Source organism: Rhizobium viscosum (assembly GCF_014873945.1).
In the GTDB taxonomy this organism is placed as follows: Bacteria; Pseudomonadota; Alphaproteobacteria; order Rhizobiales; family Rhizobiaceae; genus Rhizobium; species Rhizobium viscosum.
Genome location: NZ_JADBEC010000001.1, coordinates 136,706 through 149,027, shown reverse-complemented (window position 1 = coordinate 149,027; position 12,322 = coordinate 136,706). Strand labels below are relative to the sequence as shown.

15 protein-coding genes are annotated in these 12,322 nt (G+C 59.5%); 6 read left to right on the top strand and 9 right to left on the bottom strand.

Features of this window, described 5'->3' with window-relative positions:
• Positions 1 to 49: 49 nt before the first annotated feature.
• The 4 genes from H4W29_RS00745 (at position 50) to H4W29_RS00730 (ending at position 2,081) form a co-directional block, all read left to right on the top strand.
• The gene (locus H4W29_RS00745) at positions 50 to 556 is read left to right on the top strand and encodes a GNAT family N-acetyltransferase (RefSeq protein WP_192727255.1); all 507 of its coding nucleotides are present in this window, start codon (positions 50 to 52) and stop codon (positions 554 to 556) included.
• Position 557: 1 nt separating this feature from the next.
• A complete protein-coding gene (locus H4W29_RS00740; RefSeq protein ID WP_192727254.1) occupies positions 558 to 1,025 on the top strand; it encodes a GNAT family N-acetyltransferase in 468 nt (155 codons plus the stop codon).
• Between the two features lie 102 nt (positions 1,026 to 1,127).
• A complete protein-coding gene (locus H4W29_RS00735) occupies positions 1,128 to 1,523 on the top strand; it encodes an NADH:ubiquinone oxidoreductase subunit NDUFA12 (RefSeq protein ID WP_192727253.1) in 396 nt (131 codons plus the stop codon).
• A 117-nt stretch (positions 1,524 to 1,640) separates the two neighbouring features.
• A complete protein-coding gene (locus H4W29_RS00730) occupies positions 1,641 to 2,081 on the top strand; it encodes a DUF2155 domain-containing protein (protein WP_037106339.1) in 441 nt (146 codons plus the stop codon).
• A gap of 119 nt (positions 2,082 to 2,200) precedes the next feature.
• On the opposite strand, the gene H4W29_RS00725 is transcribed toward H4W29_RS00730, so the two are convergent.
• The 6 genes from H4W29_RS00725 to H4W29_RS00700 all read right to left on the bottom strand — a co-directional run bounded on the left by H4W29_RS00725 (position 2,201) and on the right by H4W29_RS00700 (position 7,130).
• On the bottom strand, positions 2,201 to 3,130 hold the full coding sequence (locus H4W29_RS00725) for a DUF2167 domain-containing protein (protein WP_192727252.1): 930 nt from the start codon (positions 3,128 to 3,130) through the stop codon (positions 2,201 to 2,203).
• A 74-nt stretch (positions 3,131 to 3,204) separates the two neighbouring features.
• Positions 3,205 to 3,822 (bottom strand): leucyl/phenylalanyl-tRNA--protein transferase, encoded by a 618-nt coding sequence (aat, locus tag H4W29_RS00720; RefSeq protein ID WP_192727251.1) that lies wholly within the window; start codon positions 3,820 to 3,822, stop codon positions 3,205 to 3,207.
• A gap of 6 nt (positions 3,823 to 3,828) precedes the next feature.
• A complete protein-coding gene (gene accC, locus H4W29_RS00715; protein WP_192727250.1) occupies positions 3,829 to 5,181 on the bottom strand; it encodes an acetyl-CoA carboxylase biotin carboxylase subunit in 1,353 nt (450 codons plus the stop codon).
• A 10-nt stretch (positions 5,182 to 5,191) separates the two neighbouring features.
• A complete protein-coding gene (gene accB, locus H4W29_RS00710; protein ID WP_192727249.1) occupies positions 5,192 to 5,668 on the bottom strand; it encodes an acetyl-CoA carboxylase biotin carboxyl carrier protein in 477 nt (158 codons plus the stop codon).
• 21 nt (positions 5,669 to 5,689) lie between these two features.
• Positions 5,690 to 6,127 carry a type II 3-dehydroquinate dehydratase gene (gene aroQ, locus H4W29_RS00705; protein WP_192727248.1) on the bottom strand — a complete coding sequence of 146 codons (438 nt, stop codon included), beginning with the start codon at positions 6,125 to 6,127 and terminating at the stop codon, positions 5,690 to 5,692.
• Positions 6,128 to 6,371: 244 nt separating this feature from the next.
• A complete protein-coding gene (locus tag H4W29_RS00700) occupies positions 6,372 to 7,130 on the bottom strand; it encodes a DsbA family protein (protein WP_192727247.1) in 759 nt (252 codons plus the stop codon).
• A gap of 207 nt (positions 7,131 to 7,337) precedes the next feature.
• Between H4W29_RS00700 and H4W29_RS00695 the strand changes: the two genes are divergently transcribed.
• The gene (locus tag H4W29_RS00695; RefSeq protein ID WP_192727246.1) at positions 7,338 to 8,495 is read left to right on the top strand and encodes a pyridoxal phosphate-dependent aminotransferase; all 1,158 of its coding nucleotides are present in this window, start codon (positions 7,338 to 7,340) and stop codon (positions 8,493 to 8,495) included.
• Between the two features lie 6 nt (positions 8,496 to 8,501).
• Here H4W29_RS00695 and H4W29_RS00690 read toward each other — a convergent pair whose 3' ends face one another.
• Together H4W29_RS00690 and H4W29_RS00685 are read right to left on the bottom strand one after the other, a co-directional pair.
• A complete protein-coding gene (locus H4W29_RS00690) occupies positions 8,502 to 9,293 on the bottom strand; it encodes an aldolase (RefSeq protein ID WP_192727245.1) in 792 nt (263 codons plus the stop codon).
• Between the two features lie 22 nt (positions 9,294 to 9,315).
• On the bottom strand, positions 9,316 to 10,017 hold the full coding sequence (locus tag H4W29_RS00685) for a haloacid dehalogenase type II (RefSeq protein ID WP_192727244.1): 702 nt from the start codon (positions 10,015 to 10,017) through the stop codon (positions 9,316 to 9,318).
• A gap of 87 nt (positions 10,018 to 10,104) precedes the next feature.
• Between H4W29_RS00685 and H4W29_RS00680 the strand changes: the two genes are divergently transcribed.
• Positions 10,105 to 10,956, top strand: coding sequence for a LysR substrate-binding domain-containing protein (locus H4W29_RS00680; protein WP_192727243.1), 852 nt, complete (start codon positions 10,105 to 10,107; stop codon positions 10,954 to 10,956).
• Here H4W29_RS00680 and H4W29_RS00675 read toward each other — a convergent pair.
• Positions 10,953 to 12,290: a DUF2778 domain-containing protein gene (locus tag H4W29_RS00675; protein ID WP_192727242.1), complete on the bottom strand. Its 1,338-nt coding sequence runs from the start codon at positions 12,288 to 12,290 to the stop codon at positions 10,953 to 10,955. The genes H4W29_RS00680 and H4W29_RS00675 overlap by 4 nt on opposite strands.
• Positions 12,291 to 12,322 lie beyond the last annotated feature (32 nt).

The following is a 12,322-nucleotide window of genomic DNA, read 5'->3' as shown; positions in this document are numbered from 1 at the left end:
GAACGGTCAGAAGCGGTTTTCGGAAGGCCGATGCCGCAAGGAGAAGGTCTTGGTTTATTTCGTTCGTACGGCCAGTGAGCGCGACCTGAAGAAGGTCCGCGCCCTATTGGTCGAGAGCTTTCATACCGCCTATGACGCTAGCCACGGCGTGGCAAAGGTCGATGAGCTGATCGCCAATCTCTTTTCGCCGGCTGCGCTGAAGGCGCGGCTGACAAAGAAGAATGCCGAATTCCTCGTTGCCGATGACGGCCGAGACATCGGCGGCATGGGTTATGCGGCCATGTCATCGGAGATGACGAAAACCGTCATGCTGCACCTTCTTTACGTGAAGCCTGATCTGCAGCGCCAGGGCATCGGTCGCGATATCTTCGCCGAACTCGAAACTTGCTTTCCGGATGCCGAGATCATGCGGCTGGAGGTCGAGGTTCAGAACCACGAAGCTGCCCACTTCTACTCAAGGCTCGGTTTCGTCGAGGCCAGCCGCAACGAAAACAGCGGTTCCGGCCAGTCTGGCATTCCGACGCTGATCTTCGAAAAGGCCCTTGAGGCGCATTGAAATGGCCGCAGCCGACATCATCATCCGCAAGGCGCGCGAGGCTGATCTGCCGGCTTTGATCGCCATGTTTGCCGCCGATCCGCTTGGCGGCCATGGTGACACGAGCGATCCCGAGGCCTATGCAGACTATGCCCTTGCCTTTGCGACGATAGAGGCGTCTTCCAACCAGACGCTTTTTGTGGCCGAGCGGGAAGGTGATGTCGTCGGCACCTTTCAGACGATGATTACCACCTCGCTCAATGCACGCGGCTCATCCGCCATGATCATCGAGGCGGTGCAGACGCGCGCCGATCTGCGTGGGCAGGGGATTGGTGCGCGGATGATCGAATTTGCCATTGCCGAGGCGAAAGGTCGCGGCGTACGGCTCGTCCAACTGACATCGAATGCAATACGCACGGATGCCCATCGTTTCTACGAAAGACTGGGTTTCAAGCCGTCGCATCTCGGTTTCAAGATGGCTCTCAAATGACCGCAGTTTCGGCGGGAATCACTGGACAATTCGGCTTGGCGGCGGCATAAGCGAAAAAGCCTATCTGCTTTCGTCCGCGTCCTGCGGCCACGAGGAAAAGACATGATCAAGTTCCTGCTGCACACCTTCACCTGGTGGAACAATTACACTTTCGGCACGCTGTTCGCCCTTCGCGGCTTCAAGCGTGTTGGTGAAGACGAGTTGGGCAATGTCTATTACGAAGGCGGTCTTTCCTCTTACGGCCTGCCGAAGCGTTGGGTGATCTACAAAGGTTACGCCGAAGCTTCCGCCATTCCTCCGGGCTGGCACGGCTGGATGCATCACCGCACTGACGTTCCTCCGTCCAAGGAAACCTACGTTGCCAAGGAATGGCAGAAGCCGCATCGCCCCAATCCCACAGGTTCGCCGCAGGCCTATCGTCCGCCAGGCTCGCTGTCCGTTGCGGGCGAACGTCCGCGCGTGACGGGTGACTACGACGCCTGGACGCCCGGTAACTGAGATCAAGGCATCCGATGGCGGGTCCTGCCCCGCGCTTTGGCCACAATTGACCTTTACCCGCAGGTTGGCCGCAATCGCTGCGGCCATGAACCTGATATGTGCTGGAGACGGGTAGATATGAAGCTTTCCCTGCGAAACACGGTCCTGCCGGCTGCGGGAGCTGTATCGCTGTTGGCGCTGTCCGCCGGGCTTCTTTCCAATCAGGCACAGGCTGCCCGCATCGACAATCCGGTCGCCGTCTTCTCCGGCCTCGACAAAATCACCGGTCGCATCACGACGTTTGACGTCTATGTCAACGAGACCGTACAGTTCGGCGCCTTGCAGGTGACGCCGAAGGCCTGTTATTCGCGCGACCAGTCGGAAGCCCAGAAGATCGATGGTTTTGTTGAAGTCGATGAGATCACGCTGGACCGCAAGATCCGCCGCATCTTCACCGGCTGGATGTTTGCCGACAGCCCCGGCCTCAATGCCGTCGAGCATCCGATCTATGACGTCTGGCTGAAGGACTGCAAGCAGAACTCCGACGTCCCGCCGCCGGACAGCGCCGGCGCCAAGTAAGGACGCGCGCCTGATCGACCGGGCTTTTAGCTGCAAATAACTATCTACAGCAAGATGATAGTGGCGCCGGGTGCGTCGCATAAGATCGTTCGATGCGACAGGCCTGCTGATGCTGGCCGCTATGCGTTGGGCGTCTTGTTGCCGGTAAAGAGCTTCCTCACAAAGCTGACTGCCCCGCCAAATACCACAAAGACAAGGATCCAGGCCTTCTTCAGGAAGGCAGCGGCGATGGCCAGCAGCCCGATCTTCGCGGCAACCTTAGCGCCAGCGCCTGCAGCGATCATGCCCGCCATCCCGTAGGCAGCGATCTTGTCGCCATCCACGTGATCGCTGTAGGCCATTCCCTTGTCGAATTGTACGAGCTTGGTCACGGTCGGGACGGCAGTCTCGATTTCCTTCAGCTGTTCGAGACCGGCAACGAAGTCGAATTGAAAGACGCCCTCACGGCCCAGCGTGCGCACGGAATAGTTCAGTGTATGCTGCGTATTTCCATTCTCGTTGAACAGCAGATCGCGCGCCCAGTGCAGGGCGTGTGCGGATTGGTCGTAATGCGGGGCAGAGGCCCAGCCGACGAGTGTCACCGTGGGAAAGCCCTGCTTCTGTCGCTCGGTATTGCTCTCCGAAATGGAGTCCTTGATGTTCTGCAGCAGTTCATCGTAGTCGATCGTCGCTGCGTCGGCATCCGATACATAGCCATCCGCGCTGAATTCGATGACCGAACCCCATGACCCGACATCAGTCGGGGAATATTGTGCAGGAAATAACATGCCCAACGCATCAGCCGCCGCGCCCGGAGGGTTGCCCCAGATATCGACGAGCACGGTCTTCGTATCTTCAGGGCTGAGATAATAGAACCCATCCGGTACGTTCAGCGTCGCCTTCGCAGCCGGCAGCCTGATCGCCCCCTGTTGGAAGTCGAGCTTCTGCAAAACCGGCTTCTCTTCATCGGAGAAATCCGTTCTTTTCGGAAACATTTCCTGATAGGGGCGGGCATCGGCTGTCCCGGCAGCCATGGCGAGCAGGATCGCTGCCGCAAAATATTGCTTCAAGATTTCACCCTCCGTTGCGTTCCAACCTTAATCGGAGCAGCCGGAAAATCAACGCTAGGATGAAAAATTCAACCTTAAAACTTTAGGTGCGGCGATTCCATCGCCGCGGCGAGCATCAGCGCGTAGTCCGTTTTCGGCACGTCGAGTGCCCCGAATGTTTTCAGATGCTCTGTCGTGAATTGCGTGTCGAGCAGGGTGAAGTGCTGCCGCTTCAGATGCTCGACGAGATGGACGAGACAGGCTTTCGAAGCGTCGGTGCGCCGCGAGAACATGCTTTCCCCAAAGAAGGCGGAGCCGAGAGAAACACCATAGAGGCCGCCGACGAGTTCATCGCCATCCCAGGCCTCGACAGAATGGGCATGGCCCATACGGTGCAGGGCGGAGTAGAGCGTTCGGATCGTCTCGTTGATCCAGGTACTCGGACGATCGGCCGTCTCTTGTGCGCAAGCGGTCATGACGGCATCGAAGGCGCTGTTGAAGCGGATATCGAAGGGCTTTTGCCGGATCGTCTTTCGAAGACTTTTGGAAACGTGGAAACGATCGTCCAGCGGCAGGACGCCGCGGACATCAGGTTCGACCCAGAAGATTTCCGGATCGTCGGCAGATTCGGCCATGGGGAAGAGGCCGATCGAATAGGCGCGCAGGAGGATCTCCGGGGTAATACCTGGCGATTTCCTGCGCGCTCCTGCCATTCTGTCCTATGCTGCCGGCTTGCTGTTGGCGAGATACTTTTCCAGCCAATGAATATCATAGTCGCCGTTGGCGATATCCTGGTTGGAAACGAGATCCTGGAACAGTGGCAGTGTTGTCTTGATGCCGTCAACGACAAATTCATCGAGCGCACGGCGCAGGCGCATCATGCATTCGACGCGTGTACGGCCATGGACAATCAGCTTGCCGATGAGGCTGTCGTAATAAGGCGGGATCTTGTAACCCTGATAGGCGCCGGAATCGATGCGTACGCCAAGACCGCCCGGTGCATGGAAATGCGTGATCGTGCCAGGCGAGGGCACGAAGGTGCGCGCGTCCTCAGCATTGATGCGGCATTCGATGGCGTGGCCCTGGAAGTGCACCTCGTCCTGCGTGACCGACAGACCGCCACCGGAGGCGACGCGGATCTGCTCATGCACGAGGTCGATGCCGGTGATGGCTTCCGTGACCGGATGCTCCACCTGCAGGCGGGTGTTCATTTCGATGAAATAGAACTCGCCATTTTCGTAGAGGAACTCGATCGTGCCGGCACCGCGATATTTCAGCTTCTTCATGGCATCGGCGCAGATCTGGCCGATCTTCATGCGCTGTTCGACGTTGAGCGCCGGAGAATTGGCTTCTTCCCAGACCTTCTGGTGGCGACGCTGCAGCGAGCAGTCGCGTTCGCCGAGATGGACCGCATTGCCCTCGCCATCGCCAAATACCTGGATTTCGATGTGGCGTGGCTTGCCGAGGTATTTTTCCATGTAGACGGCGTCGTTGCCGAAGGCGGCGGCCGCTTCAGTGCGAGCCGTCGACCAGGCTTCGATCAGATCGGCTTCGGTCTTGGCGACCTTCATGCCGCGTCCGCCGCCGCCGGCCGTTGCCTTGATTAGCACCGGATAGCCGATATAGGCAGCCGTCTTCAGCGCATCCTCTTCGGTCTTCACTTCGCCGTCAGAGCCGGGAACGACGGGAATACCCAGTTCCTGCGCAGTCGTCTTGGCGGTGATCTTGTCGCCCATGATGCGGATATGCTCGGCCGTCGGGCCGATGAAGGTGATGCCGTGCGCTTCGAGGATGTCGGCGAATTTGGCGTTTTCCGACAGGAAGCCATAGCCCGGATGCACGGCGTCAGCGCCGGTGATCTCGCAGGCCGCGACGATCTGGTGGATGTTCAGATAGCTCTCGCGCGATGGCGGCGGGCCGATGCACACACTTTCGTCGGCAAGACGCACATGCATGGCGTCGGCATCAGCCGTCGAATGTACGGCCACACTTGCGATGCCGAGCTCCTTGCAGGCGCGCAGCACACGAAGGGCGATCTCGCCGCGATTGGCTATGAGGATCTTCGAAATCATTGGCAAAGCCTTATTCGATGACGACGAGCGGCTGGCCGTATTCGACGGGCGAGCCGTCTTCGACGAGGATTTCAGTGACCTTGCCGGACTTCGGCGAAGGAATCTGGTTCATCGTCTTCATCGCTTCGATGATGAGGAGCGTCTGGCCTTCTTTGACCGTCGCGCCGAGCTCGATGAAGGCGCGCGCGCCCGGAGCCGGAGCCATGTAGACCGTACCGACCATCGGTGCGCTGACGGTGTTGGCCGGGTTGCGGGTTGCCGCGGCCGGTGCGGCAGCGACTGCCACCGGGGCTGCTGCAACCGGTGCCGCCGCCGCATAGGCGGGGGCCGCGATCGGCGCCTGGATGTACTGGGGCGTGCCTGCGCGCGAAACGCGGATACGCAGATCCTCCTGCTCGACTTCGATCTCGGTCAGATCGGTATCCTTGAGGATGTTGGCGAGATCGCGGATCAGCGCCTGATCGATACCGGATTTCTTTTCAGCCATGAGTGTAGCCCTGTCTTCTTCTTATGCCGTGATGTTCTTCAGCGCATGGAGCGCCAGGATGTAGCTGTGAGGCCCGAAGCCGCAGATCACGCCTTTGCATGCCGGCGCGATCATCGACTTGTGGCGGAATTCTTCCCGTGCATGCACGTTGGATATGTGGAGTTCGATGACGGGAATGGAAATGGCACGGATCGCATCATGCAGCGCGACCGACGTATGCGTATAGGCGCCCGCATTGATGGCAACGCCGACGGCCTTTTCATCCGCCTCGTGGAACCAGTCCACCAGCGTGCCTTCGTGATTGCTTTGACGGAAGTCGATGTCGAACCCAAGTTCGCGGCCCGCAGCCTTGCAGTCCGCCTCGATGTCCTTGAGCGTCTTGCCGCCATAGATGCCAGGTTCTCGCTTGCCCAGCATATTCAGGTTGGGCCCGTTCAGGACAAAAATCGTTTTCGTCATCGAATGTTCCGTTTGGCGCACCGGCTGTGGACCTCTGTGGATCAAGCAACCGTTACGCGGTTCAATGTATTCATCGCGTCCGATGCCAGCCCCTCGGCGACAAAGGCACGGGAATGCGCGAGCGCCACCTATAGACTCCACGCGGACTTATTGAAAGCCCTTACAGAATCGGCAGGGGACGCCGCGCCATGTTTGTCCACATGGCTGAAGCGCTTCGATTTAGGCGATTTGATGAGTGTCGGGTTCAGCAGCTCGTCTTGCCGCAGGCCCGCATGTTCTTCACCTTGGCCTCAAGATCGTCGATGCCGACGGCGCCGGGCACCATTTCATTGCCGATCACGTAGGACGGCGTGCCGCTGATCCCGAGATTGGCGGCGAGCTGATAGGTCGCCTGCACGATGTCATCGTTCGGGCTCTTTTTCATCTCCGCGCGGATTTTGTCTTCGCTGACGCCAAGGGAAGAGGCGACCTGGATTGCAGTGTCCTCGGAGGCGCGGCCGTCGCTGCTAAGCAGCGCGACATGGAAATCGCTGTACTTTTCCGGCGCAAGCCGGCGGAAGGCATCCGCCACGCGGTGTGCGGCAACCGAATCCGGGCCGAGGATCGGGAATTCCTTCAGCACGAAGCGGACATTCTTGTCCTTCTTCAGGAGCGCTTGCATATCGGGCAGGGCGTGACGGCAATAGGTGCAGTTATAGTCGAAGAATTCGACGACGGTCACATCGCCTTTGGGATTGCCGAGCGTCACGTCATTTTTTGAATCGAAGATCCTGTCCGTATTGTTCTCAATAGCCATGGTGGCCTTCACCTGCTGGGCCATCTGCTGCTTTTTCTGCAGCGCTTCCTGCACGTCGAGCATGATCTCCGGATTTTCGATCAGATACTGCTTGATGAATTCACCCAGTTCCTTCTTCTGCTGGTCATCGAATGCAAATGCCTGAGCCGGAAGGGCGATAGAGGCTGCAAGCGCCAGCGTAGTAAGCGTTTTGGAGAAGAAGGCCATGGTATCCTCGTCGTCGGCTGATGGATTTTCGAAGCGAAAAATATCATCGCCGGGTTAATGGGCTTGGATGCGTCCGCATCAAATTACGGCGCGTCGGGCCGCCATCAAACAGGAATTTTCCTCCGATCCAAGCCCTCGCGGGATTGTGATGAGCCGATTATTGCGGCAATTGTCTGGCCTTTATCGGAAGCCAGGCAGGAAGTGATCGTGTTTTCCATATCGAAACGCAGCGAAGTCGAACCATTCCACGCCATGGATGTTCTGGCCGAAGCGACGAAGAGACGTGCAGGCGGTCACCCCGTTATTTCCATGGCTGTTGGCCAGCCCTCGCATCCCGCACCCCATGCAGCCCTTGAAGCCGCCCGCACAGCGCTTGCCGAAGGGCGCATTGGCTATACGGATGCGCTCGGCACGGCGCGGCTGAAACATGCGCTCGCCTGGCACTATCGCGATCGCCACGGCCTTGAGATCGATCCCGTCCGCATCGCCATCACAACCGGCTCGTCGGCGGCCTTCAATCTCGCCTTCCTGTCGCTTTTTGATGCCGGCGATGCGGTTGCCATCGCCCGGCCGGGCTATCCTGCCTATCGCAACATCCTCGGTGCCCTCGGCCTCGATGTGGTCGAAGTGCCTGTCACATCAGAAACGCATTTCACGTTGACGCCCGAAAGCCTGGAAGCGATCCAGAAGGAAAAGGGTGTGAAGCTGAAGGGTGTGCTGCTTGCAAGCCCTGCAAATCCAACCGGCACAGTGACCGGCCGCGAAGGCCTGAAGGCGCTCGCCGCCTATTGCGATGCCAATGACATCGCCTTCATCTCCGACGAGATCTATCACGGCCTGACTTTTGCAGGCGAAGAGACGAGCGCGCTGGAACTGACGGACGAGGCAATCGTCATCAACTCCTTCTCCAAATATTATTGCATGACCGGCTGGCGCATCGGCTGGATGGTGCTGCCTGAGCGGCTGGTGCGCCCGATCGAGCGCGTCGCCCAGAGCCTCTATATTTCGCCGCCGGAGCTTTCGCAGATCGCCGCCACCGCAGCGCTCGGCGCCAGCGAAGAGCTGGATCGCGTCAAGGCAAGCTATGCCACCAATCGTGACCTGCTGCTCGACCGGCTGCCGAAGATCGGTCTTGCGCCGGCGTCACCGATGGATGGCGCCTTCTACGCCTATGTCGATGTTTCGCGCTTCACCAATGACAGCATGGATTTCGCGCGGCGCATGCTGGCGGAAATCAATGTCGCTGCTACGCCTGGCCTTGATTTCGACCCCGTGGAAGGGCCGCGCACGCTGCGTATGTCCTATGCTGGTTCGCGGGCCGAAATCGCCGAAGCTGTGGAGCGCATCGGCGACTGGCTGAAATAGGCGAACTTAGTTCCGATATTCCAGCGCCTGCCGGTCGAGAACGCGCCTGACGCTCTCGAGATGCAGCCGCGCGCTTTCCGGATCACCTTCGCGCATCTGCCTTGCCGCCTGTTCAGCGATATCTGAGGGAACCGGGATCAGCGAACGCCCGGTGCTCATCGCCTTGAGCTGAACCTCTGCCGCACGTTCCAGATAGTAGAGATCGTCCCAGGCTTCGGCGATGTTTGGCGCACAGACCATGACTCCATGGTTCCTCATGAAGAGGATGTCCTTGTCGCCGAGCACGGCGGCGATCCTGTCGCCCTCACGTTCATCGAGCGCCAGTCCGTTATAGCTCTCGTCGACGGCGACGCGGCCGTAGAATTTCAGCGACGTTTGCCCGGCCCAGATGAAGGGATCGCCCTCGATCATGCTGAGAGCCGTAGCATTCGGCATATGCGTATGGAAAGCCGCACCGACGCGGGGCGACATCTTGTGCAGGCGGGCATGGATGAAGAAGGCGGTTGCCTCAGGCACGCCATCACCGGCAATGACGTTGCCTTCAAAATCGCAGATCAGCAGCGATGAAGCAGTCGCCTCCTGAAAGGCCCAGCCGAGCCTGTTGACAAGAAAGAGATCGGGATGGCCGGGCACGACTGCCGAGAAATGGTTGCAGATGCCTTCCTCAAGTCCGAGCCGTGCCGCCATTCGAAGGCATGCAGCGAGATCGACGCGCGCCTGCCAGATCTCGTCGGTATCGAGTGGCAGATTACGCAATATCGCCGGATGCCCCTTCGCCAAGTTTAGTTCATGAGCCATGTCTTGCCTCCAATCGCGTCAATTACATCCAGCCGTTTGCGACAAAAAGACCGGCTACCTTGTCGAGCGTCGGCACGGCCTCGTTGGGGCGATAGTCGCTGAGTGGTTTCCGTCCCGTGTCACGATCAACCCAGATCGCACGAAAACCGAGTTCGCGCGCGGCGGTAAGATCAAGATGCGGGCTGGCGCAGATATGCACGAGATCATTCATGCCGATGCCGAGCGTTTTCCAGGCATGCCGGAAGATTTGCGGCGAGGGCTTATAGGCTTCCGCCTGCTCCGCCGTGATCACGCGATCGACGAAGCCGCCGAGCTGCGCGACATTGCCGGCAATGATCGCGTCGTCCGTATTGGAAATAATGGCGAGCCGGAATCCAGCTGCTTTCAGCCTGCCGAGCGTTTCGACGACTTCGGGGAAGGGTGGCATCCGGCCGATCGAGGATGTCAGCAGACCGGCATCTGCAGTGTGGAATGGCAGGCCGAATTCCTTCATGGCCAACTCCAGTGCGAGAGCCGTAATTCGGCTGAAGGATCGATGCGGCTTTTGTTGTTCAAGTTCGTGCTCGTAGCGGTCATAGACAGCAATGAAGGCGGCTTGGTCGATATCGCTGCCTTTGGCTGACAATATCGCCTCCATGGCGGCAAGCAGGCCTTCGTCCCATTGGATCAGCGTGCCGTAGCAATCGAAGGTCAGCCAGGTTGGTCGGTTTCCGGGAAGTGGCATCTCTCATCTCCATGATTTGGCTCATATTGACAAAGAACAGCATCATTGAGAAATTAAATGAAGTAATTAGTGATAGTGGAAAATCGAATGAGCTTCGCCTTCGACCTCGATCTTCTCCGAACCTTCACGGCGGTCGTCGATGCCGACGGCTTCACGCGGGCGGCTGAGCGTGTTCACCTTACCCAGTCCACCGTCAGCCAGCAGATCAAGAAGCTCGAGGCCAATATCGGCCACACCCTGCTTCTGCGCGACAAGTCGACGGGTGGCGTCCAGACGACGGAGGAGGGTGAGATTCTCTTGAGTTATGCCCGACGCTTGCTGGCGACGGCAGAAGAGGCAATGGACGTCATGCGCAAGCCCGCTGCGCCCAGGACCGTCAGGCTCGGCGTCCCAGAGGACTTTGCCGGCCGCAAGCTCATCGATCTTCTCTCCGGTTTTTCCGCCGCCTCTCCGCATATAAGGCTCGATACGGTGAGCGGCTGGAGCGTCGAGCTTCGCCGTCTTCTGGAAGCAGGTGAAATCGATCTTGCGCTCATCAAGCGTGAACCGGGCGATGGTGCCGCTCTGGCCAGCTGGGCGGAGGAATTGGTTTGGGTTGAAAGCATGCATCGGCCGGTGCGGGACGAGACAGTGCCGCTTGCTGTCTTTCCTGTCGGCTGCATCTACCGTGAACGGGCGATCCGCTTCATGGAGCGCAGCGGACGGCGCTGGCGTATCGCCTACACGAGCCAGGGGTTGATGGGTGTGCAGGCTGCGGTGGCTTCCGGCCTCGGCATTAGCCTGCTGCCTTCGGATGCGGTCCTGCCGGAGCATCGTCAGCTTGGAGCCGCGGATGGTTTCGATCCGCAGCCGGCGTCCGAACTCGCACTGGTCAAAGGACGGCTCCGCTTGTCGATGGAGAGCCGTTCCTTGGCCGATTTCCTCGCTGCTGAGCTTTAGGTCCGGGAGGAGAAGAGCGAAGCGAGCGTCGAAGCTGGCTTATTGTTCATCCGTGGCACGACGACGAGCTGCCTGATGTCACCGCGCCTGTAGGCGGCCAGGAAACGCTTGTAGTCCTTGAAGGAAACGCAGCCGTTGGAATCGCCGTTTCTGCCGAGCATATAGGTGTGCGCCAGCAGACCGACACGGTTGAAGATCGCGTCCGATCCCTGCACCGGCGTCAGGCGAATGGCCGCCACGCCATGGAACAGGGCTTCGCGCATCGTCAGGTTATAGGTGTGCGGCGGCGTCGGTCCGCGCATCTTCTGATCAATGTAGCGCGGGTTGTCGCGCATCTTTCCGAGACCGGAATGGGCCTCCAGCCGCTCGCCGTTCGGCAGGTAGACTGTCGCGTTTTCGATGTCGTATATCGCGACACCGGCCCGCAGACGCGGCGTAAAGACCGGCTTGTCGTAGCGCGGAACCGCATCGTCTTCGTCATCCTCGATCGGCGAGTTCGGCTTGGCGTAAGCAAGCACAGGCTCGGCAGTCCGCTGCGACCCCTTGGAGGCAGGCACCGGTTTGCCGACGAGGCCATCGGGCCGCGCCATCGGCAGCGGTACGGAATTCTCATCGGGCGCGAGAACTAGGTCGAAGGGCTGCTGGCCACTGTCCGCCTCGGCAACCTCCACCTCTGCTGGTTTGTCGACAGCACTATTGACTCGCGTAGGCTCGACGGGAGCAGGCACGACGCGAGGCCCCGCTTCCGCAAGGGCGAGCATGGCCGGCATTTCGGCGGCCGCGACAGCTTCCTTCGACGGAATGATGATCCGGTCGGCGTCATCGTCGCCAGACGCGGCAGCAGCGGTTTCGACGACGGTTGCCGGCGCCTCGAGCGCATCTTCCTTGTTGAAGCGCGGATTGTCGGAGACGGCAACGGGCTGAAGTTGCGCGACGGCGACGGGAAGGCGGTTGGTCTTCTTTGCGAGCGCCAGGGCTGCATTCGAGGCAGCTGATGTCTTCTCGGCATGCGATTGGATCAATTGTGCCGTCAAAGGCACGACCGGCTTGGCATCGAATGCCGCAAGGCGTGAAGCCTTGTTCACGTGAATGAGGCGCTCATGCGCAACGGCAGCAGGTGTTGCCCTCGGCGCTGCCGAGACTCGAGCAATCTCCTTTTGTGGGGAGAACGGCATCGACACGGATTGCATTGTTGCAACAGTGCCGATAAGCCACGTGGAGGTCAAAAGTCCGGCGATTGCGATGCCGGTAAGTAAACCACGGGATCTGCCTGAACGAACAGCGGATCCGCCAAAAGGGGCGACGTTATTGAACGTCCCTACCGCAAACGCCATACTCTACTCGTCTTCCAAAACGCGCTACGCAG